Source organism: Saccharicrinis carchari, assembly GCF_900182605.1.
Classification (GTDB): Bacteria; Bacteroidota; Bacteroidia; order Bacteroidales; family Marinilabiliaceae; genus Saccharicrinis; species Saccharicrinis carchari.
The window spans coordinates 268,228-292,667 of the sequence record NZ_FXTB01000001.1 but is presented as its reverse complement, the minus strand read 5'-3'; the positions used below and the strand labels follow the sequence as shown (position 1 = coordinate 292,667).

General features: G+C 41.6%; 15 protein-coding genes. 7 read left to right on the top strand and 8 right to left on the bottom strand.

All coding sequences use genetic code 11. The features are described 5' to 3' along the window. The first annotated feature begins 54 nt into the window (after nucleotides 1-54). The 6 genes from FN809_RS00985 (at nucleotide 55) to asnB (ending at nucleotide 8,068) form a co-directional block, all read left to right on the top strand. Nucleotides 55-1,257 carry an ATP-binding protein gene (locus FN809_RS00985; RefSeq protein ID WP_142531615.1) on the top strand — a complete coding sequence of 401 codons (1,203 nt, stop codon included), beginning with the start codon at nucleotides 55-57 and terminating at the stop codon, nucleotides 1,255-1,257. A 536-nt stretch (nucleotides 1,258-1,793) separates the two neighbouring features. Next, the gene (locus FN809_RS00980) at nucleotides 1,794-3,095 is read left to right on the top strand and encodes an O-antigen ligase family protein (RefSeq protein WP_142531614.1); all 1,302 of its coding nucleotides are present in this window, start codon (nucleotides 1,794-1,796) and stop codon (nucleotides 3,093-3,095) included. Between the two features lie 129 nt (nucleotides 3,096-3,224). Further along, complete coding sequence (locus tag FN809_RS00975) at nucleotides 3,225-3,575, top strand: four helix bundle protein (RefSeq protein ID WP_142531613.1); 351 nt, start codon at nucleotides 3,225-3,227, stop codon at nucleotides 3,573-3,575. 181 nt (nucleotides 3,576-3,756) lie between these two features. After that, a complete protein-coding gene (locus FN809_RS00970) occupies nucleotides 3,757-4,782 on the top strand; it encodes a glycosyltransferase family 4 protein (RefSeq protein ID WP_142531612.1) in 1,026 nt (341 codons plus the stop codon). Nucleotides 4,783-5,022: 240 nt separating this feature from the next. Then, nucleotides 5,023-6,144 carry a Fic family protein gene (locus FN809_RS00965; protein ID WP_142531611.1) on the top strand — a complete coding sequence of 374 codons (1,122 nt, stop codon included), beginning with the start codon at nucleotides 5,023-5,025 and terminating at the stop codon, nucleotides 6,142-6,144. Between the two features lie 67 nt (nucleotides 6,145-6,211). Beyond that, complete coding sequence (asnB, locus tag FN809_RS00960; protein WP_142531610.1) at nucleotides 6,212-8,068, top strand: asparagine synthase (glutamine-hydrolyzing); 1,857 nt, start codon at nucleotides 6,212-6,214, stop codon at nucleotides 8,066-8,068. A gap of 136 nt (nucleotides 8,069-8,204) precedes the next feature. On the opposite strand, the gene FN809_RS00955 is transcribed toward asnB, so the two are convergent. From FN809_RS00955 to FN809_RS00935, 5 genes are all read right to left on the bottom strand, one after another. After that, nucleotides 8,205-9,425, bottom strand: coding sequence for a glycosyltransferase family 4 protein (locus FN809_RS00955; RefSeq protein ID WP_142531609.1), 1,221 nt, complete (start codon nucleotides 9,423-9,425; stop codon nucleotides 8,205-8,207). A 2,303-nt stretch (nucleotides 9,426-11,728) separates the two neighbouring features. Next, nucleotides 11,729-14,050, bottom strand: a complete 2,322-nt coding sequence (locus FN809_RS00950) for a glycoside hydrolase family 20 protein (RefSeq protein ID WP_142531608.1) — start codon at nucleotides 14,048-14,050, stop codon at nucleotides 11,729-11,731. A 2,457-nt stretch (nucleotides 14,051-16,507) separates the two neighbouring features. Beyond that, nucleotides 16,508-17,569: a nucleotidyltransferase family protein gene (locus tag FN809_RS00945; RefSeq protein WP_185957389.1), complete on the bottom strand. Its 1,062-nt coding sequence runs from the start codon at nucleotides 17,567-17,569 to the stop codon at nucleotides 16,508-16,510. Between the two features lie 136 nt (nucleotides 17,570-17,705). Beyond that, nucleotides 17,706-18,119 (bottom strand): GreA/GreB family elongation factor, encoded by a 414-nt coding sequence (locus FN809_RS00940; RefSeq protein WP_142531606.1) that lies wholly within the window; start codon nucleotides 18,117-18,119, stop codon nucleotides 17,706-17,708. Between the two features lie 215 nt (nucleotides 18,120-18,334). Continuing rightward, a complete protein-coding gene (locus tag FN809_RS00935) occupies nucleotides 18,335-18,589 on the bottom strand; it encodes a hypothetical protein (protein WP_142531605.1) in 255 nt (84 codons plus the stop codon). Nucleotides 18,590-18,856: 267 nt separating this feature from the next. On the opposite strand from FN809_RS00935, the gene FN809_RS00930 reads away from it, so the two are divergent. Beyond that, complete coding sequence (locus tag FN809_RS00930; protein WP_142531604.1) at nucleotides 18,857-19,414, top strand: DUF3124 domain-containing protein; 558 nt, start codon at nucleotides 18,857-18,859, stop codon at nucleotides 19,412-19,414. A 90-nt stretch (nucleotides 19,415-19,504) separates the two neighbouring features. Here the strand turns inward: FN809_RS00930 and FN809_RS00925 are convergent, their stop codons facing one another. From FN809_RS00925 to FN809_RS00915, 3 genes are all read right to left on the bottom strand, one after another. Further along, on the bottom strand, nucleotides 19,505-20,599 hold the full coding sequence (locus FN809_RS00925) for a YncE family protein (protein WP_246095372.1): 1,095 nt from the start codon (nucleotides 20,597-20,599) through the stop codon (nucleotides 19,505-19,507). Between the two features lie 154 nt (nucleotides 20,600-20,753). Then, nucleotides 20,754-22,778 carry a TonB-dependent receptor plug domain-containing protein gene (locus FN809_RS00920; protein WP_142531603.1) on the bottom strand — a complete coding sequence of 675 codons (2,025 nt, stop codon included), beginning with the start codon at nucleotides 22,776-22,778 and terminating at the stop codon, nucleotides 20,754-20,756. A gap of 178 nt (nucleotides 22,779-22,956) precedes the next feature. Further along, a complete protein-coding gene (locus FN809_RS00915) occupies nucleotides 22,957-24,417 on the bottom strand; it encodes a T9SS type A sorting domain-containing protein (RefSeq protein WP_142531602.1) in 1,461 nt (486 codons plus the stop codon). Nucleotides 24,418-24,440 lie beyond the last annotated feature (23 nt).

Here is a 24,440-nt window from a genome sequence, read left to right as displayed (position 1 = left end):
TATAAGTTTTACTTGTAAGTAAATCTTTCGTACATTCGCATAAAACTTTTACTTATGGAAGCGATAGATAGACTAAGATATTTGGACAAAATAAAAAGCTATGTTGACAAAGATCTAATCAAAGTATTTGTTGGCCAGCGCAGGGTCGGCAAATCGTATTTAATAAAATCAACCATCAATCATATACTCAAAGGTAACCCTTCGGCCAATATCATTTATATCGACAAAGAATTATATGATTTTGACCATATCAGCACCTATCACCATCTGATTGAATATGTAGAAGAGCGGCTTGACGCATCGAAAAGTAATTATCTATTTATCGATGAAATACAAGAGATTAGTGCTTTTCAGAAAGCATTGCGCCACTTTCAGAACCAAAACAAAGCCGACATATACATCACCGGCAGCAATGCAGATATGCTTTCGGGCGATCTGGCCACCATGTTAAGCGGGCGTTATATCGAAATCCAAATCAACTCTTTGTCATATATTGAATTTTTAAAATTTCACGATTTTGAAGACCATGACGAAAACATGTATAAATATTTAAGATGGGGAGGGCTGCCCTACGTTAAAAACTTACAAAAAAATGATCTAGTCATCTTTGATTATCTAAAAAACATACTCTCCACCATACTGTTTAAAGATGTGATATCACGTTATAAAATACGGAACATTGATTTTTTTGAACGTCTCATCTTATATACGGCTTCGAACACCGGCAACCTTATAACATCAAAAAAAATAAGCGATTATCTAAAATCACAGAAAGTTGATATATCCACAAAGGTAGTTTTAGCGTACATGCAGCACCTACAAAACGCCTTTTTACTGTATAAAGTTAACAGGGTGGATGTACATTCAAAAAAGGTATTTGAGATCAATAATAAATACTATTTCGAAGATTGGGGCTTGCGCAACGCCCTTCTTGGGCTGCATCATTATTCGGTGCCCGATGTATTGGAAAATGTAGTGTTTGCCCACCTAAAGACTTTGGGATACGAAGTATATGTTGGGGTAATGAAAGAGCTCGAAATAGACTTTATTGCAGAAAAAGACGGTGAAAAACTATATATCCAGGTAGCTTATTTGATACCGGACGAAAAGGTGAAATTACGGGAATTTGGCAACTTACTGCTCATAAAAGATAATTACCCCAAATATGTGGTTTCGCTCGATCCTGTTCAGATAGGTCCATATAAAGGTATTCAACACCTGCATCTAAGGGCTTTCCTGAAAAAGAATAATTTTTAAGATCATATACGGAAAACTTAGAAGTGTGTGCAGAACAACCTTTACTCTAATCAATATCAAACATCATAAACTTTAGTAATTTTTACCAATAAAAAGATATTACCTTGGTTCTTCTTACTTAATTTATCTCACGAATCAAGATCGTAGACAACACGCACAAGAGAAATAAAAGGCCTTGTTAACGCATGTCATTTTCTGAAGATTGATCGTGGCACCATCATCACACTGGATGAGGAGGAGACAATAACAGAATCTGACTGCAGTATAAGCGTGCTGCCTTTTTATAAATATTTTGCGATATCACAAATATCATAGCGAGCCGTGAAATTATTGTGACCTTTGCCGTTAATTTAAACGTGACCTTTGCCGTTACTATTTTCTTTGCTTTTTTTGCATAAACAAAAAATCATCAAGCCATGCACCACATAACGCACACCGACAAACCATTAACCGTGTACCGTTAACCTTGCACCGCCTATCAACCTAACGATATATCAACCTAACGACCTATTGATCTAACTACCTATTGATCTAAAATGATAAACTACCTAATCTACGAAAAAAAACTCTTCCTTACCCTGTTGGTGTGGACTATAATCGGCATGGCCTCGTCAACCGCCGCGCTGGTCATCATACCCTTGCATATATTTACGTTTCGCCAAAAGCAGGCTCATCTGCTATTGCTGTTGGGGCTATGGTTTTTGTTCCTGTTGTCCGACAGCCGCCAGTATTTCTTTGGCTTTGCCCAAACCGTTAAACCGGTGGCCATGGTGGTGGTAGCCTACCTGATATGGGAAGAACGGGCGTATTGGCCTAAAAACCACTTTTACCATTCTTTTATCCTGTTTTTTGTTATTGCCGTTTATTGCGTTTTTAACAGTCCTGTACAATTTACCTCTCTACAAAAAACTTTTTCCTACTTTTTAGTCCTTTTTGTGGTACCGCAGTTGGTGGATCGATTGCTACTAATAAACAAAGAGCGCTTTTTACGCGGATTGGTAACCACCGGCACCCTGGTACTGCTCATAGGCCTGGCATTGCGCTTCGTGTTGCCCGGCATGGTCATTTTCAAGGGGGAGCGTTTCAGCGGTCTGCTGGGCAATCCCAACGGACTGGGCATCTTTGCCTTTTGCTTTTTAATGATGTATATGCTCATCCACCGGTTTCACCGGCATTATTTTACCCGGGCCGAACATTATATAATTTTGGGTGCCATAGGCCTTTCGCTCATTTTTGCGGGGAGCCGTGGCGGTATCTTCTCTTCCTTTTTATTTTTGGCCGGTTTTATATTATTCCAACGCAACACCTTGGTGGGCTTTGTGGTTATGATTGCTATTTTTATATCGTACCAGCTGGTGGTAAACAATGCCATAGAAATAATTGCCTCCATGGGCCTGGAAGACTATTTTAGGATAGACACCCTGGAGAAGGGATCGGGACGTGTAGTGGCCTTTGAATTTGCCTGGCAACACATACAATACAACTATTGGTGGGGCAAAGGTTTTGGATATACTGAGCACCTGATGCACCAATATGCGGATTACTTCCTGAACAAAGGGCATCAAGGCAATGTGCACAACAGCTACCTGACTATTTGGTTAGATACCGGCTTAGTGGGATTGGTGGCCTTTGTATGGGGCTGGCTAAAAAACTTTTATCGTGCTTCGCTCTTTACCCCGGTGGTATGGGCAGTTTTGTTCGGCATTATCCTGTCTACCACCGTAGAAAGCTGGCTGGCCGCAAGTATGAACCCCTTTACCATTCAGTTGGTTATTATTTTGAGTTTGCTGAGCAATAGTGCGTTTTATGAGCGTGAGGAATTAGGAGATAGGGTTTAGGGTTTAGGATGTGGGGTTTAGGTAATAGGTTGTTATAGGGAGTGGGTTATAGGATTTCATTTTACCCTATATCTTTCGATGTATCACCTATACCCATACAAAGGTAAAATTTGATAAATTGAATAAGAGATGGACGAATTTAGCTTTAAGAATTTGGTAGTTTGGCAGAAGGCCATGGATTTCGCTGACGAATGTCTTCAAATTACTGAAGCCATTAAAGGACATTTTCGCTTATGCGAACAGTTAGAATCATGCTCATGCTCCGTGCCCCAGAATATAGCCGAAGGTAAAGGGCGTTTTTCTAATAAAGATTTTGTTCGTTTTCTACATTTTGCCAGAGGTTCATTATTTGAAGCAATTACTGTACTAAACATTTTTTTTCGTAGAGGATATATTCAAAAATCTAAACTTGACCTTCTGGAGCTTAAAAGCATGGAAATATTAAAAATGTTAAACGCGCTAATAACCTCAAAACGCTAACAATATATTCAATTGATAAATTACTTTAAAAGAAATAAGCACACTATGTACAAAGCATCACATATTGTAGGACACCAGACAATTACCTATCTTTTGCTGCCGTCAAAGGCCAAAGTCCTAGGTCCAACACCCCATAACCTATTACCTAAACCCTATACCCTATACCTAACAACCTAATATCATGAAAATACTATTCCTTTATACCGAACTGGCCGGCTACGTGATGAGCTGCTTTAGGGCATTGGCCGATAAGAATACGCAAGTACATGTGGTGCGCTGGCCTGTAAACAAAGAAGCCCCTTTTGAATTCGACATTCCGGAAGGAGTCACTATCTACGACCGCCCCAATTACACTGATGAACAATTGCTTGATTTGGTGATAGGTATCAACCCCGATAAAATCATCGTCAGCGGATGGGTGGACAAAGGCTATCTAAAAGTAGCCAAGCACTTTTTTAACCAAGTGCCTACCGTATTAACCTTAGACAACCAGTGGAACGGAAGCTTCAGGCAACAGGTAGCCCGTTTGATTTCGCCCTTTTACCTGAAAAAACATTTCTCCCATGCCTGGGTGCCGGGAGAACCGCAAGCCGTTTACGCGCGCAAACTGGGTTTTGGAGCGAAGATACAAACCGGATTTTACAGTGCCGATACCGCCTCTTTCTCCAAGGTCTATGAAAAAAAAGCAGCCCAAACTACCGTACCTCAGCGCCTGTTGTATGTGGGACGTTACATCACGGCTAAGGGATTGGATTTACTATTTGATGCCTTTATAGAGATTCAAAGTGAAACACCATCGCCATGGGAACTATGGTGCCTGGGGGCCGGTGAGCAATACGACCAGCGTCCCTCCCACCCCCAAATTAAGCACCATGGTTTTGTGCAGCCCACGGATATGCCGCAATACCTAAATGAAACAGGCGTATTTGTACTGCCCAGCCGATTTGAGCCCTGGGGCGTAGTAGTGCACGAAATGGCGGTGGCAGGCTTCCCTATGGTGTGCTCCTCGGCCATTGGCGCCACAAGCACCTTTTTGCACCATGGAGAAAATGGATTTATATTCAAGAACGAGAGCAAAGAAGCCTTAAAAACAGCCCTTAAAAAGGTGATGAACATGGATCAGGCTACCTTGAAAAATATGAGCCTGCGCTCGCATGAGCTGGGCATGAAGCATACCCCGGATATTTGGGCACAGATAGTGATATGAGAACGGGGTGTGATTGAAGGAGCTAGCGTATAATGTAAAAAACAGTGGCGCTTTATTGCAGCGGATTAGTCGGTTTAAAATAGATCAACCTCTAAACATGATTAAATGTTTGTTCATTTTTTAGTCATCGATTTAGTGCGTGTTCAATAATTTTAAAAATATGAACATTTAATTGGTTTCATTTCAATAAATGAACATATATTTGTAATGCGTCCATAAAATTACAAATATTGAACATACATGAAAGAGCTAAAGTTTGATAGACAAAAACCTTACAATAATTTACCCTTGTTACCCCCGTGTAAAGATATTGACAATAATCCGGCAATATTAAAACGTTTAGTTTCTGCATCACGAGCTTTAGCAACAGTAAATGGGAATTTAAATCGATTACCAAATCCATTAATGTTAATAAATACTTTGGCTTTACAAGAAGCTAAGACTTCCACGGAAATAGAAAATATTTTCACAACAGAAGATGAACTTTATAAAGCAATTTCTGATACGCATAAAGACTCAAATATTAAACCAGCAACAAAAGAAGTATTGAAATATCGAGAGGCTCTATGGGCTGGATTTAAAGAACTACAAATTAATCAGAAGATTGATACCAAACTGATTACGCAAATTTTTAATCAAATAAAAGAAACAACATCAGGATATAGGCCACCACAAGCGCAAGTTGTCATAAAAAGAGGTGAAAGTGATTTTCGCTCAGGAGAAATAGTTTATACGCCACCAAGAGCTGAAGGGCTGATTGAGATATTCATGGAAAATTTGGTTGACTACTTGAATGATGACCATTTGTTTCCTGCAGACCCACTATTAAAAATGTGCGTAGCTCACTATCAATTTGAAGCGATACATCCATTTCAAGATGGAAATGGCCGAACAGGAAGAATATTGAATCTCCTGTATTTATTTAGTAAAGGATTGTTAAGTCAACCCGTATTATATATGTCAAAATTTATCATTCAAAATAAGGAGGACTACTATTTTAAATTGGGAGCTGTGACACAACGGAATTCTTGGGAACCATGGATTGAATTTATGTTAGAGGCAACAGAAAAAACTTCAATATTAACAAATATTCGAATCAATGAAATACTAGCACAAATGGATGCGACGCTTGAATATGCAAAAGGAAAAATTAAATGGTATAATAAAGAAGTAAACGAAGCAATATTCAGTCAGCCATATATAAAGCCAAGTGTAATAGGAGAAATTATTGGCAAATCATCTCGGACAACATTAACCAAATATGTCAATGAACTAGTGAATAATAATATCCTTAGACCCAAAAAAGATGGCGTAGAGGTGTATTATGTCAATGATGATTTAATAAGAATATTAGAAGGGTAAAATAACAACAGACCCTAGCACACCACAAACCGTAAAAACGCAAACCTAACCCCTAACTCCTAAAATCATGTGCGGAATAAACGGGATATTTTCCCATAACAAACAAAGCTACCTGCCACAGGTGCAACAGATGAACAAAGCCATGGCACACCGTGGACCGGACGACAAGGGTACTTTTTCGTCTGATTATATTACCCTGGGACACCAGCGCCTGTCCATCATCGATTTATCAAGTGCAGGGCATCAGCCCATGCACACCCCGGATCAAAGATATACGATTGTGTATAATGGTGAGATTTATAACTTCCCCGACATAAAGAAAGAACTCAACTATCCCTTTCAATCGCAAACGGATACCGAAGTAATATTGGCTGCATGGCAAACCTGGGGTAATGCTTGTCTGCACAAACTGAATGGTATGTTTACCTTTGCGATATGGGACGATAAAGAAAAATCGCTCACGCTCGTGCGCGACCGCCTGGGCATAAAGCCGCTGTACTATTTTTACGATAACGAAAAACTATTGTTTTCCTCCGAACTGCGTTCCTTGTTGGCTAGTAATTTAATACCGCGCCAAATAGACCCCGAAGGACTCACCGATTACCTGCGCTACCAAACGGTTCAAGCACCCAATACCATCGTTAAAAACGTGCGGATGCTGGAACCGGGTTCTTATCTGGAGATAAAGGCTGATAAAAAGTCCCTCATCACAAAAAAATGGTGGCATATTGACAAATGCCAAAGCGAAGTTCCGGGCAGCTATCAGGAGGTAAAGGCCGAAGTGGCCAAACGATTCTACGCGTCGGTTGAGCGACGCCTGGTGGCCGATGTCCCCTTTGGGGCTTTCCTCTCCGGAGGTATCGACTCCAGCGCCGTGGTAGGCGCCATGGCACAGGTATCTAACCGCCAGGTAAAAACCTTTAACATATCCTTCGCCGAAAAAGAATTCAGCGAAGCCAAATACGCTTCGCATATCGCCCAACTGCACCAGACCGATCACACCGAGATAAACCTTTCGCCGAACGATTTTTTAAGGGAGCTACCCAACGCACTCAATGCCATCGACCATCCGTCGGGCGATGGCCCCAACACCTGGGTGGTTTCCAAGGTAACTAAACAGGCCGGGGTTACGATGGCACTATCGGGCTTGGGTGGCGACGAGCTTTTTGCCGGATATCCCATCTTTAACCGCATGGCAAAACTCGAAAGCTACAAAGCACTTTATAGATTACCGCTGGGGCTCAGAAAAACATTGGGTAGCGCACTACAAAAAGTAAAGCCGGGAGTAGCTTCCAATAAGATGAAAGCACTGCTCAGCCTTAAAAATTACGACTTTGCCACGCAATATTCCATATCGCGCCAGGTGCTGTTAGACGATCGGGTAAACCAGCTGTTGCACACCCCAGCACAAAGCCCACACCTGCCCATTGAATTGCTAAAAAGCTTTTCCTTGAACGATAAATCCATACTCACAAAAGTATCCATATCCGAGGTCAGCACCTACATGCAAAACGTACTGCTGCGCGACAGCGACCAAATGAGCATGGCGCACGCCCTGGAAGTCCGTGTTCCCTTCCTGGATCACGAACTGGTAGAGTTCATGCTCTCTGTTCCGGATAAATTTAAATATCCGCACAGCCCTAAAAAATTGTTGGTCGATGCCCTGCCCCATCTGCTCCCCGATTATATCGTTAATCGCCAGAAAATGGGCTTTGTTTTCCCATGGAGCGAATGGCTCAAAAAAGATTTATACGAATTAGGTACGCATCATATATCCCAGTTAGCCCAACGCCCCTACTTCAAAGTCGATGCATTGACCGATTTATGGACCCAATTTAATAACAACAACCCCAGTGTTACCTATTCACGTTTATGGCCTCTGATAGTATTAAACCACTGGATGGAGAAAAATGAAATAGATTGATAGATTGGTAGGTTATAGGTCAATAGGTCGGTAGATTAGTAGGTCGTTAGAATGACTGAGTATTAAAATGCGCTAAAGACCTATCGACCTAACCACCTAATGACCTATTGACCTAATCACCTAATCACCTAATAACCTAACACTCCAACAAGCCCTCATAGGCTTTCAATAATCCAGGGTCGTTAATAAACGCCGTTGCACGTTTTTCGGCTCCTTCGCACAAAATATCAAATTTCTCCTGCTGCATCCGTAATAATTCATGCAGCACCCTACCCCACTCTTTGTCCTGCGTAGCTTTAGCGTTGGAGGACTCTTTGCCCTTTGCCTCCTGCTCCTTGCTCACTGGTCCTTGCTCTTCAACCAATGATAAATCCCAGCCGCAGCTGTCTTTTTCCAATTCTCTCCACGGCGTTTGATCGCTGATAAGCACCGGCCTTCCTGCCATAAAGCTTTCCAGTATCACATGACCAAAATTTTCGCCCCTCGATGGTAAAAACATTACGTGATAATCCTGTATGGTTTCTCCCACCTTTTCGGCATCCACAATACCTTTGTGTGTAACTGCAATGTTCTTAGGCAACCTACGGATAATAGTTTTACATTGCTCCCAATACGTTTGATTATAAATCTGTCCGTATAAATCAAGGTTAATTTCTCCATCAAAATCTCCTAACTGCTTTAGACACTTAATAGCAAATAAGGTATTTTTTTCGGGAGAGATACGAGCCAGGCTAACTAGTTTTAGTTTACCTGCTCTTTTTTCCAGGGCTCTTTTTTCCGGCATATTTTTTTTGGGCAGGTTATCGGCAATCACTACTTTACTCCTCGACCCGATCTCTCGTTTAACATCTTCTTTCTCCCGCTCGTTGGTGGCATGAAAAGTAACCCCTTTGTATAAGTTGAGCCATTTAACCATGCTTAGAAATAGCCTTTTCTTTCCCCCCTTAACATTGATGGCACTCGTGGCAAGCATCCCTCTGGAAGCAACAATCTTTTTACCTGCAAATTTTCGCAAGGCTATTAAAGGCAAGATGGAGTATTTCCAGGAATAGATACCATTTACATAAGCCACATCAAATTTTTCCATTTTAATGATCTTCCGAAAGAAGGACAGATTTTGGTAGGCTTGCGAGCAATAAAACACCTTTACAGCAGGAGCAAAATCAATCCATTGGTTAGGGCTAATTCCATCGTATGGTACTGTTTCTGTATAATCTGTATTACGGGTAACAATATAAAAATCATATCTATCGCCCAAATATTCTACCATATTGGCCATGGAGCGCACCGGCCCCCCGGCTTTATATCCCGGTAAAAACCAATCGATAAAAATGAGTATTTTCTTCTTCTCGTGCATAAGGTGTTAGTTTGCTGATAAAGGTAGTAAAAAAGTAGCTAGCAGCAGGTAATTGGTAGTTTTTCCCCCTTGGAAAAGGGGGCAGTTTAAAGTCTTATTTCAATCTAAAACCAGGCAGGGGGATTGAAATGATAGAAGCTTTATTGAAACCCATCCCTCTTCTGCAAAAACAAATCCCCCTACGCCTATACCTATCAAGCAACCACATATATCACCCCCTTTGGGAAAGGGGGAAAATCCACCGTCAAAGAAAACAGATTTCTTGCAATAACAAAAAGCCTATTCCCCCTTAGAAAAGGGGGCAGTTTAAAGTCTTATTTCAATCTAAAACCAGGCAGGGGGATTGAATTGGTAGAGGCTTAATTGAGACCCATCCCTCATCTGCAAAAACAAATCCCCCTACATCTATACCTATCAAGCAACTACATGCATCACCCCCTTTGGGAAAGGGGGAAAACCCACCGTTAAACCAATTAGATTTCTTGCAATTAAACAAATCCAATCCCCCTTAGAAAAGGGGGCAGTTTAAAGTCTTGTTTTCAATTTAAAGCCAAACAGGGGGATTGAATTGGTAGAGGCTTGATTGAAACCCATCCCTCATCTGCACAAACAAATCCCCCTATATCCATATTTACCAAGCAACTTCATACATCACCCCCTTTGGGAAAGGGGGAAAACTCACCGTCAAAGAAAAGAGATTTCTTGCAATAACAAAAAGCCTATTCCCCCTTAGAAAAGGGGGCAGTTTAAAGTCTTATTCCAATTTAAAGCCATATAGGGGGATTGAAATGATAGAAGCTTAATTGAGACCCATCCCTCATCTGCAAAAACAAATCCCCCTGTATCCATATTTATCAAGCAACTTCATACATCACCCCCTTTGAGAAAGGGGGAAAACTCACCGTTAAACCAATTAGATTTCTTGCAATTAAACAAATCCAATCCCCCTTTTAAAAGGGGGCAGTTTAAAGTCTTGTTTTCAATTTAAAGCCATATAGGGGGATTGAAATGATAGAAGCTTGATTGAGACCCATCCCTCATCTGCAAAAACAAATCCCCCTATATCCATATTTACCAAGCAACTTCATACATCACCCCCTTTGGGAAAGGGGGAAAACTCACCGTTAAACCAATTAGATTTCTTGCAATTAAACAAATCCAATCCCCCTTTTAAAAGGGGGCAGTTTAAAGTCTTGTTTTCAATTTAAAGCCAAACAGGGGGATTGAATTGGTAGAGGCTTGATTGAGACCCATCCCTCATCTGCAAAAACAAATCCCCCTGTATTCATATTTATCAAACAACTACATTCATCCCCCCCTTTGGGAAAGGGGGCAGTTTAAAGTCTTATTCCAATTTAAAGCCATATAGGGGGATTGAAATGATAGAAGCTTAATTGAGACCCATCCCTCATCTGCAAAAACAAATCCCCCTGTATTCATATTTATCAAACAACTACATTCATCCCCCCCTTTGAGAAAGGGGGAAAACTCACCGTCAAAGAAAACAGATTTCTTGCAATAACAAAAAGCCTATTCCCCCTTTGGAAAAGGGGGCAGTTTAAAGTCTTGTTTCAATTTAAAGCCAGACAGGGGGATTAAATAGACAGAAGCTTAATTGAGACCCATCCCTCATCTGCAAAAACAAATCCCCCTGTATTCATATTTATCAAACAACTACATTCATCCCCCCCTTTGGGAAAGGGGGAAAACCCACCGTTAAACCAATTTGATTTCTTGGAATTAAACAAATCCATTCCCCCTTGGAAAAGGGGGCAGATTAAAATCCTTTTTCAATTTAAAGCCATATAGGGGGATTGAATTAGGAACATGAAACAGTAAACAGAGTGGTAACAACTTCGGGTTGGTAGCCCCATTAGAGTTTTACCGGCTCCCCGCCTTTTAAAGGAGGGGTGGATGCTATGAGGCACGAATAGCAGACGGGGTGGTTGTGGTGAAAGGAAGAAGCTCCATCAAAAACCTTCCCTCAACTGCAAAAGCAAATCCCCCTGCAACTATCTACAAGTAGCAACCACATTCATCACCCCCTTTGATAAGGGGGAAAACCTACCGTTAATCCAAATAGATTTTCTGGAATAGCACAAAGCCTATTCCCCCTTTTAAAAGGGGCAGCTCAAAAACCTTATTACAATCTAAAGCCAGGCAGGGGGATTGAATTGAAAGAAGCAACCGCCAACAGCGAAATCAATCTTAAATCTTACTACGCTGAACAGCATATCTTAAACAAAAAAGACCTGACAAGCGAATCGGCCTGTCAGGTCTTGGTATCAAAGCTTAATCTTTAATTATTTCAGTACAATTTCATCTACAAATAAGTAGGCAGGGTGCCCTTTACCGCCGTGCCATGCGGGCATTTCTTTTTCGGGTACGGCTATCACCTTCACGTAACGTGCTTGTACGGGCTCAAACTTAAGCGTATGGGTTTTAATTCCATCGGCATCATTCTGCGAAAGGGATGGATAGCTTCGGGTAGCCACTGTACGGTAGGCTATGCCATCGTCGGACACCTGTACGCTAAACTCTCTCACATCAAAAATCCAATCGCCCTTTACAACGTTTGTGTTAATGGAGGCTTCTTTAATGCTGCTTGGTCGCTTCATGTCGATTACCGCCTCCAGGTCATTTCTTCTGAAGGCAATCCATCTTCCGGTGCGGTAATTATCATTTCCTTGCAAGCCATCCACCAGGGTACTAATACCCTTGAAACTATACTGCTTATCCACGGGTTGCAATGCTTCTATGGGTTTGGTGGTTGCCTGGCTAAATACGATGTTCTCGCGCAACACGCGACTGGCACCATCATCAAAATAAGTACGGGCGCTGATAGAAGCATCCTTGTTGATCTTGAGCACATCCTTATACACCGGTGAGTGTTTCACAGGCGCTGTTCCGTCCACGGTATAATAAATGGGGCTATTGGTGAGTGCCTTAAGATGCACATCAATGGTTTCGTCTTTTGCATTGGGTGTATAAGAGGCTTCGATATCGTAGATATGTTTAGCATAATTGTACCCTTGCGTCTTATAAATTTCTATCAGATTGAGCAGTCGCCCCAGGAAGGCATCATAATCCTTATTTTCCGGTTGCATCCATTGCACCTCGCATAATGCCGCCATGCGGGGGAGCACCATAAATTGGGCATGCGAAAACACCGGCACATATTCAGTCCACAAGTTGGCCTGTGCACCCAGGATATGCTTCTGCTGCTCGGGCTTAAGCTTTGCCGGAACAGGCTCAAAGTTATACACATTGCTTAAGGGTGAATAACCTCCAATAGCCAGGGGATCGCGCGCTACATCGGTGGACTGATAATGGTCGAAATACACATGCGAGTTGGGTGTCATCACTACATCGTGCCCCATCTGTGCTGCCTGGATACCGCCGGACATACCGCGCCACGACATCACCGTGGCATTGGGTGCCAGACCGCCTTCGAGTATCTCGTCCCAGCCAATCATACGCCGTCCCCGATCGTTAACTACCTTCTCGGCATAGCTGATAAAATAACTCTGCAATCGCTCTTCGGCACTATGAGCCTCATCAGCTTCCAGACCATGCTCCTTTATACGTGCCTGACACTTATCACATTCCTTCCATCGCGCTTTGGGGCACTCATCGCCACCAATATGAATAAATTCTGAGGGAAAGAGATCCATCACCTCGTTCAGCACGTCCTTCACAAAATTCAATGTATTGTCGTTACCCACGCACAATACATCATCCGAGATACCCCACTGCGTCCACACTTCGTAGGGGCCGCCGGTACACCCCAGCTCGGGATAAGCCGCCAATGCCGCCAGCATGTGTCCGGGCATATCGATTTCCGGAATCACATTAATGTAGCGCTTGCGCGCGTACTCCACCACGTCTTTGATTTCCTCCTGGGTGTAGAAACCGCCGTAGGGTTGACCATCGTACACCCCACTATTGCGACCAATCACTGTTTCTTTACGTTGAGAGCCAATCTCTGTCAGGCGGGGATATTTTTTTATCTCGATACGCCAGCCCTGATCCTCGCTCAGATGCCAATGGAAGTTATTGATGTTGTGCAGCGCCAGCATATCAATGTAGGTCTTGATCTCGTCTACCGAAAACATATGTCTCGCCACATCCAGCATCATACCGCGGTAGCCAAAGCGGGGCGCATCCTGGATGCTCACGGCGGGCAGCTTCACGCTTGCCACCGGCTGTACCGGCAGGGACTTACGCAGGGTTTGAATGCCGTAAAACACACCGGCTGCACTTCCTCCGGTAATTAGTACACCTTGGTTGTCTACCTTAATGGTATAGCCTTCCGGCTTTTCATTGTCGGCGTTTATACGCAGGACGATGGCATTTTTACCATCTTTAGCCTTTGTTTTTAGTTCCATCCCCGTTTGCTCATGGATATACTCGCTCAAAAAGGCGGCATTTTGCGCCATCTGCGCTCCGCCGTCGGGATAAGCAATCACCGTTTTTGTTGTTAATAAAAAAGGTTGCCCCTGCTCCTCGTTAATCTCTTGTGGCAAAGGCACCACCTGATAGTCAGCTGTGCTTTGGGCTGTCGCCTGAGTCGCCATCAGGCCAGCCCATAGGCATAAAATCATCCATACTTGCTTTTGTGTCATGCTGTTTTATTTATAATGTTTATAATTTGTTTTCTGTATTATTTCCGGCTTCTCTTCTCAGCAACTTGTTCCATCATCCCGTTTAGTTGCGGCATCTTGCGGGGTCATTTGGTTTCAAAAAGTACAAAAATAGCACTTATTTATGTCGTTTTAAAGTTTGATATCAAGAAACAAAGAGCCTAGTTCAAAGCCTTATTCCAATTTAAAGCCATATAGGGGGATTGAAATGATAGAAGCTTAATTAAGACCCATCCCTCATCTGCGCAAACAAATCCCTCTACATCTATACCTATCAAGCAACTACATGCATCACCCCCTTTGGGAAAGGGGGAAAACCCACCGTTAAACCAATTAGATTTCTTGCAATTAAACAAATCCAATCCCCCTTTTAAAAGGGGGCAGTTTAAAGTCTTGTTTTCAATTTAAAGCCAAACAGGGGGATTGAATTGGTAGAGGCTTGATTGAAACCCATCCCTCTTCTGCAAAAACAAATCCCCCTACACCTATACCTATCAAACAACTACATACATCACCCCCTTTGGGAAAGGGGGAAAACCCACCGTCAAAGAAAACAGATTTCTTGCAATAACAAAAAGCCTATTCCCCCTTGGAAAAGGGGGCAGTTTAAAGTCTTATTTCAATCTAAAGCCAGGCAGGGGGATTGAAATGATAGAAGCTTAATTGAAATCACCGCCCTCATCTGCACAAACAAATCCCCCTATACCTATACCTATCAAGCAACTACATTTATCACCCCCTTTGAGAAAGGGGGAAAGCCTACCGTTAATCCAAATAGATTTTCTGGAATAGCACAAAGCCTATTCCCCTTTTAAAAGGGGGCAGTTTAAAGTCTTATTCCAATTTAAAGCCAAACAGGGGGATTGAATAGGTAGAAGCTTAATTGAGACCCATCCCTCATCTGCACAAACAAATCCCCCTGTATCCATATTTACCAAGCAACTACATGCATCACCCCCTTTGGGAAAGGGGGAAAGCCTACCGTTAATCCAAATAGATTTTCTGGAATAGCACAAAGCCTATTCCCCCTTTTAAAAGGGGGCAGTTTAAAGTCTTATTCCAATTTAAAGCCATGCAGGGGGATTGAATTGGTAGAGGCTTGATTGAGACCCATCCCTCATCTTCACAAACAAATCCCCCTGCATCCATATTTACCAAACAACTACATACATCACCCCCTTTGGGAAAGGGGGAAAACCCACCGTTAAACCAATTAGATTTCTTGCAATTAAACAAATCCATTCCCCCTTTTAAAAGGGGGCAGTTTAAAGTCTTATTCCAATTTAAAGCCAGGCAGGGGGATTGAAATGATAGAAGCTTAATTGAAATCACCGCCCTCATCTGCACAAACAAATCCCCCTGTATCCATATTTATCAAACAACCACATACATCACCCCCTTTGGGAAAGGGGGAAAACCCACCGTTAAACCAATTAGATTTCTTGCAATTAAACAAATCCATTCCCCCTTGGAAAAGGGGGCAGATTAAAGTCTTATTCCAATTTAAAGCCTGGCAGGGGGATTGAAATGATAGAAGCTTAATTGAAATCACCGCCCTCATCTGCACAAACAAATCCCCCTACACCTATACCTATCAAGCAACTACATACATCACCCCCTTTGTTAAGGGGGAAAATCTACTTTTAATTCAAATAGATTTACTGGAATAGCACAAAGTCTATTCCCCCTTGGAAAAGGGGGTCATTAATAACCATGCTTAAATTTAAAGCAATATAGGGGGGATTGAATAGATAGAAGCTTAATTGAAATCACCTCCCCCATCAACACAAACAAATCCCCCTGTATCCATATTTATCAAGCAACTACATGCATCACCCCCTTGGGAAAGGGGGAAAACCCACCGTTAATCCAAACAGACATATTGCAATAACAAAAAGCCTATTCCCCCTTGGAAAAGGGGGCAGATTAAAGTCTTATTCCAATTTAAAGCCATATAGGGGGATTGAAATGATAGAAGCTTAATTGAGACCCATCCCTCATCTGCAAAAACAAATCCCCCTGTATCCATATTTACCAAGCAACTACATGCATCACCCCCTTTGGGAAAGGGGGAAAACCCACCGTTAATCCAAACAGACATATTGCAATAACAAAAAGCCTATTCCCCCCCTTGGAAAAGGGGGTAGTTTAAAGTCTTATTTCAATCTAAAGCCAGGCAGGGGGGTTGAATTGGTAGAGGCTTGATTGAAACCCATCCCTCATCTGCAATAACAAATCCCCCTACACCTATACCTATCAAGCAACTACATACATCACCCCCTTTGTTAAGGGGGAAAACTTAACGTTAATCCAAATAGATTTTCTGCAATAGCACAAAGCCTATTCCCCCTTGGAAAAGGGGGCAGTGTAAAGATATGTTTCAGTTTAAAGCCAAACAGGGGAATTGAATGAATAGAAGTGTTAAGCACCTCCCTCCTCTTAAAACCTAAATATTCTTTTAAAGTAAAGCCATGGAGTTACGGTGTGCGTTTTATATCTATACCGCATATATTCGGCCACGGGAAAAAACTCTCGCCATAAAAGTTTCATCTTTTTATCTAAGCCTGGCGTCCTAAGTATTTCAACAATATTGATAACGCGATGTTTTTCTTCCACCTTACTCACTATCATCAAGCTGCTTATATCTTGAAGAACTTCCTTTTCTTCAAACAATACACTACGGTTTAGATTAGGCAAAAATAAAGAAGCCATATAAAAGACACGTGTCATTTCTTTTTTGAGACAGGGTTTAACAGCCAAAACATCAAGCATATACTTATTTTTATCCGCTACCTGATTCCATAATAAAGCCACATCCAACAGCCACCCCAGCCGGAGTCCTCCCCCCACTATATTTGACGCTGCATGAGCCACAAGGTGATAGCCCATGTGCAAATCACTCAATATCTGCAAATTGACACCTTGCTTGGTAATATTAATGGAATGCTCAAATAAATCGATGCTATCTATATAGAAAGTACCGCCCATTGAAAACAAACGCTGATGAATTTCGATAAGAATACCATGAAATAAAATTGCTCTTACGTGTGAATGAACCTCCTCATGTAATACAGAACGTGGGACAACCGTCATCTGTGCACCAGCCTTTAACAATATTTGAAGCGCTCGCATCCCTTCTCCTTCGGGAACAAGTAAATCCATATCGCCCATAGGGCGAACCCCTTCATCCTTATATACACCAGAAGCCAGCGCCATACCTTTTAAAGCAATCACAGAAATATTATCTTTTAAAAATAGCTTTTTTATTTGTGTGAAAACTTTTAGCTTTTGTTGATATTTAATAGATGTTTGAATGTATAGTTTTTTCCAGGGTAACAACAATTCATCATTCGCATATTTAGAATCGATACTTATAAGTCTGGAGTAACACCAGGCACCCACGCCATGCTGCAAGCCCAAAGCAATAATATCCTGGTCGATATTCGCATCCACTCCTGTTGTTGTATTCCCCAACCAGCACAATTTAATTAAGGTTTCCACCTTATATAATGGGTATTCTGAATTTGCCATAGCTCAAAAATAGTTACACCTTATAAAAATAAAAAACCTAACAAGTTTATTTACGTTTCACAAATAAACCTGTTAGGTATAAAACTATCCGTTACTTATCTTCTATTTACAAGGAGAAATCGCCGCTTGATTCGGGTTGATAATCAATACTTTCAATTTTAATGTCTATTTCGCCTTTGGGCGCTTCAAAGGATACCGTGTCGCCCACTTTGTAACCTAACAGCGCACTTCCGAGTGGCGAAAAAATAGAGACATGCCTCTTTTTAAAGTCAGCATCCTTGGGATACACCACCTTCACCGTCATTGGTTTATTCGTTCCAACCGTAACCACTTTTACCACGGAATTCATGGTCACAAATTCCGGTTCAATTTTTTTAGAATCTACTTTTGTGGCTCGCTTAATTTCACTGGCCAGCACATCCAAATTTTTAAACTCAATGCTACTGTCCGTTTTAGCCCTGCTTATAAGACTATTTAAGCGTTCATAATCCAATTCGGTAATTTTAATATTTCCTTTCATCTCATTGTAATTAATTGTTCTTTATTGGTATTCGATGCCGGCCTGTCCGGTAGACGGGTAACTCATTAAACAACTTACCTCATCTACACATAACATTCCTATGACTCCTCTCATATGTATTATAATAAATCCTTTACTTATTTGTACTGTTTACCAACCCTGCAAATAACCCGGGGACAATTACAAAAACCATTAAAAATTAGTTGATAAACTGTTTATAGGTGAACTTTTTTTTCTTTTCCCGGCTGAAACACTATTTTGGGAATCAATAATCGTTTCATTGTATTTTTATGCCCGGTGCAGATGTAGTATTTTTTCTTTATCCCTAAGCAGGGAATACCGCGCATGGGGTATACCGCTATTCCACTTTCCTTCTGAGGGTGGCTATGCACAGCTACCTCGCCCCCTTGCTTTTGGCCGTAGCCAGCAACAGGTAAAACATCAGAATTAAAGGCATTATTATTCGGCATATCCCGTTTAAATTAAAAAGACCGGCTAATATACTGCATAGAAAGCAAAAGACGAAATCACCTTTTCTTATTCTGCATTTATCCGATCGACTTTTCTACTAGCAAAAGGACAGCAAAAAATGCATCGTACTTTTGCTGTTTTCTTCCGTTTTAAAGATAGATATTATTACTATTATTTGCAATAAATCGTTTCACACAAAAATATACCTGCCATATTTATTAACTTTACAAAAAAGGTATTTAAACATAGTTCAAAACGATTCACCTATGTCTATAAAAAAAAACAATTTCCCATGGCTTCTTTTGCTCGGCTTAATACTTTCCACTAATGCCTGTCAGCTGCGTGAATCAGACAGCGACAGCAAAAAAAGCCACCCTAGCCATATTTATAACTACAGCCCTATCAGCGGATCTGATTTAGCCTATGTGCAGACGGATTACGTACCGGTTTATTCCGATATTTATCATCGTGATGGCACCCGACGTTTTAGTCTGACGGTAACCTTAAGTATCCGTAATACTTCGCGCACGGATTCGGCCTATATACTCCTGGCCAATTACCACGATTCGTATGGAACCCATTTATATAGCTATGTAGATTCCACTATTTTATTGACCCCACTGGAAGCCATAGAGTTTGTGGTAGATGAAAAGCAAATCACCGGGGGTGCAGGGGCCAACTTCATTGTTAAATGGGGCGCAACAAAGTACGCCGATCAATTATTAATACAGACTGTGATGATTGGCACCAGTGGCCAACAGGGCATTTCCTTTGTTACCGATGCGAAAAAGATTGAAGAGCAAAAGGTGCAGCTGAAAAAATGAACCCAGCTACATTTAACCCAGCATATTCATTGATTCTTTCTGTCACTGTTAGCAACTAAGCTTTCTTCCGATCTTTAAAAAAAGCTAGCATCATCTTTTAAAACAAAATCCTCCCGGGATTATACCCACTTTAAAAGTATCAATGGCTGCACCAAGAGATGAATAGCGATAAACAACACCACGTTGCACGTAGTCGATGGCATCAGCTACATATATTTCGGAAGTATAGGGATCGATATCCAAGCCATAAAAACCACCGGTAGCTGCACTGCCATATTGGCTTTCCAAAAAAATTTCCGGCGCTTTGTCAGCGCTTACGGCATGGCGATAAATATGTCGATTGATATAATAGAGGGTATCGCGTGTGCCGTTCATTTTTACCTCCGATGGGCTGTCATCCATATCAAAACGATACACTTTTTCTACCTCCCGTGTTTTGGCATCAATACGTGTTAATCCCGGAGTATCCTGTCCGTAGGGGCTGCCCTGGTAGCCGCCATCGCTTGTAACCCATATTTTATTGTATTTATCTATGGCTAGCGCGTTGGGCTGTTTTAAAGTTAAAATGGAATCCACCACCTGATCCGTTTCGCTGTCTATCACCAGTATCTTGTTATCGTAACTCCAGCAGTTGGTAAACACATATTTATCGTATTGCACCATCTGCTCCGTGGGATGCTGGTAAAAATCGCTTTCGCCGTTATCCACATTGATGGATCCGGTAATTTCAAAGGTGGTGGGGTTAATAATGGAAATTGATTTGGCATACAGATCGGTGACATAGGCCTTGGTATCGCTTAAAAAATGAATGTAGCGGGGTGAGGTCAATCCAATAATCTTACCTACATATTCAAAGGTATTTATATTGATAACGTATATTTTACTACTGTTGTTAATGACAATATAACCCAGAGAATCGCGAATAACCATCGACTGGGCCACATCGCCCAGGGGTACGCCAACAGAATTAAAAAATACATTATTGAATACCTTTTGTTTATATGGGTCGTAATACGAGAGGGAAGCATTATCGTACATAAAATTGCCCTCATTGGTAATAAAAAGTCCTTTGATCGAGTCCCTTGGAGGAAGATCCGATTTGTTCATTTCAAACCATGCATCATCATTCATACAGGAGGATAATAATGCAGAAATTAATAACAAATAGATGAATGCCTGTTTCATAATGGACTAGAGGTTAGAGATTAGAGATTAGAGATTAGGGATTAGAGGTTAGAAGTTAGAAGTTAGAAGTTTGGAGCAAAGCGACATCCCGCCGCCTTTTGTTTATTTTTGGCGGGAAGAGGTTTGAATTTGGTATTGGCTCCAGTCCCACTGGTTAAAAATTAAACATAAGCATTAGGGTATAATTACGGCGGGGCATAATTCGGTTTATAGCACTTCTATACACCTCGTTAAAAAGGTTATGTACTTTCAATTCGGTACCGCAACTAGTGGATTTACCCAATTTTATCTGATATCCAAAAGTAACATGGTTTAGGTGTTGCGCATAGAGGCGATAAAACGGAAAATCATTTTCGGGCACTTGCTCATTGGCACTTAAAATATTACGCACACTATAGTAATGGTACTGATAATGGGCATATGCACTTTTGTATTTAACGGCCAAAAGCATGTTGCCCGAGTGTACTGGAATAAAAGGCAACTGCGATCCTATAGATGCATCATTGGATCCAAGGCGCTGACCCACATTAATGGATTTTGTGAGGCCATAAGTTGCCTGCAAGGTATATTTAACTTTATTGGTAACAAAGCCGAGCTTCAGGTTGTACTCTAAACCATAGGCATGTACTTTTTTACGGTTCTGCGCTTCCCAATATCCCTTTACGCTGGGCAACCACAATATCCAATTATCAATATCGGAGTAATAACCCGTTAGCTGTGTTTCCATATCCATTTTACGTATTCTTTTAATGTAATGCAGCCCCACTTCGCCGGTATACCCCTTTTCAGGCAACAAATCGGGATTACCACCGGGTTGCCAATAAAGATCATTTAGAGTGGGCGAATGAAAGTTACGCGCAAAATTGGCTTTCAGCACCAGGTCGTTATCAGCCATAGGCTTGTAACTAATACCCATGTTATAAATAAGTGGCGACTCCACATCAGCAATAAAATCCTTTCGCAGCTCCAACGATAGGTTTAAATACCGTGTAAGGTTTACATACCCTGCTCCAAACAAGGAATATTCCATCCGCTGTTCGGTATAACCGGTCTGGTTGGCATTGTCCCTGGAGGTGATGTCAAAGTAGTTTACATCCAACTTTAACTGCGAACTAAGCTTAGGATTAAAAGCATAACGCATATTCAGCTTATTGTACCAGCTTTTCATTTTACTGCCCGAGTTAACAGGCATATTCAATTGCGATCCACTGTTTTTTATTTTTACCACATAATCCAATTGCTGATAATCGAAACCCGAGGTAAATTTGGTTTGTAATTTTTGATGATAATGCGATAACTGCACCACCCCCTTCAAGGTATTGTCGGCCTGCTCGTTTTTTCGGCTGGCAATGGTGTCAACGGCCTCATTACTCAACACCTCCGGAATATTGCGCTCCACATCCTGATACCATATCCGTACCGACGAGTACAAGTGGGGGGTTATTTTATAATAGAGCTCCTGCTGAATTCCGTATTTGCTGTATTGTCCGTTTTTGTTGCGTTGCTCCGGATTATATACTTCTCCTTCTTCATCGCGTTCAATCTGATGTTTATTGATGAGTTTGTAATCATTTTTTGAGTAACTATGATACAAACGGGTTTTGGATTGTACTTTTTTGTTACCGATATTAAACTGGCCAAATTCGTCGTGGCTTTTATAGCTGCCTATGCCCTGATAATAACGTCCGCTCACAGTGTTGTTCCAATCTACTTTGTTATTTAAACTGATGTGTCCGCCCAACCCACCGCTATTGTGGCTTACCGATGCAGCACCATGTTGCAAGCTCATATCATCCACAATAAAAACCGGTACGAGAGAAAAATCCACCATACCCAGCATGGGTGAGTTAATGTTAATGCCGTTCCACGATACCTGGGTGTGCGTTGGTGAGGTGCCACGGAACGATGCGGTAGCAAGGGCACCACGGCCGTAATCTTTTATGGTAACTGTAGTATTTTCGGCCAGTATGTCGGATATGGATCGATTAATTTTTGACATGACAACCAAAGAATCTACCCTGGTTTCTTTCCTACCCGCCTCCTCTTTTTTAAAAATACGATCGGCCCTTACGGACACTTCACGGATGTGGTAAACGGAATCCCGGATTCCCTGTGAATAGGAAATCCGGGATAGGGCAGATAAACAAAAAAAAATAGTTATGGTAATTATGAATTTCATTTATTGCGTGTTCGATTTATTAATACAACACATATATATAGCTGCGTTTTATGCATGTTCGGTGAGATTATAATTCGCCCCACCTGCAAAGACAGCGATTAAAAGCGGCCACTACGCCCTAATAATTATGATGAACATTGTTTTGCCTCTGTGCTCTATTGGGTCCTAAACCCCACGTTTATCTCTTTAAAAACCGTAACGTTTTATGCTGGTCGCCACTTTTAATCCTCAGCAAATAAACCCCTTTGGGTAATTCGCCAACTGTAATAGGCTTACCTGAGTCATAATTTTGGAATTCCTTAAGCAGAACTCCTGTTGCACTATAAATGGAAACGCAAGCCTGAGTGATCCCTTCAACATAGATTATATCAGTGGCAGGATTTGGATAAACGTTTACGTCAAGCTTTTCAACCGCAGAGATGGCTGTGGGCACATCGTCTACAATCTCTATCTCGAATGACCTGGAAATGCTGTTGTCCTGCAGCCAGTAGCAAGTAAGGATTGTTTTGCCAATTTGATGCCCTGTAAATCGTCCCTCGGCATCAATAGATGCGACTATCGGATTACTGGACTCCCATCTAATTTGCTGATTAGCATTTTTTTTGCCGCCGGTAAGCACATGTGCTTCAAAGGGGAAGGTATAATCCTTATACCATTTATACACTTTCTGAACAGGGTAAGTACCCACATTTTCGGGCTGGTTGCATACAATAACATGCCTATTGCCCGTGAGCGTATTATCCGGCTTAACCAATGCCACTCCGCACACATCGGTAGAAACCTCACCAATAGCTCCTGCATTTTGACTTACACCGGTATAAATTCTTATAAAGTCAATTTCATCCAACTCAACATAAGCACCATCTTTATCCACAGCCCAGCTAATATCAAAAGCATCACCCCCGCAGCCTTCAACCACGTCGAGGGTATAAGGATTATCGGGAATATCCATTGACACACCTCTTTTAATGGGTTTATTATCCACATAGCCATAATCAAACTGATCGTTAACGACGATACTACCTTCTGTTGTTCTCGATTTCAACAATGTGCCGGTAAACCCGTAACTATCCTGATTGATAAGAGGAAAGTGGGTAGCCATAGGGTAATGCGCTTGCGGATGAAAAGCTTTCATGTAAACCACCACACCCGAGTTTCCTTCGCTATCCGTCCACGGCACATCGGCTTTAGCCTTAGGGTTGGTGTAGGTAAGGGTATAATTGGTTTTTGTGGTAGATAAAAAATGATCGCTGCCTCTGAGCTCATACCAGGTATCGTCCGCTTTTCCATTTCCATTTTCATCTTTCATTACCTGAACAATACCAGGCTCCGAACTACCCAAAAAAGGATTTCCAAAAACAGTAAAATCAACCCCATAGGGATTATCGGGATGGTTTTGTACCGGGGCATCAAAGCCTAATACAATATAACCTCCCCAAGACCCTAAGGATACCATCATACCGGGATTGGCCGCTCCATTTAAAATAGATTCGGCATTGGCCGGTAAGCCCGGTGATTTATTGATGTGCTGACCGGGAGCCGGCCTGTACTCCATTAGTTTTGTGGCATACTGAACCTGACCAAAACTTAAAGTAATATGTAAGCATAGCAGTACTATCAAAAAAAATACAATCCTCATATTTAATCAGTTTAAATGAGATA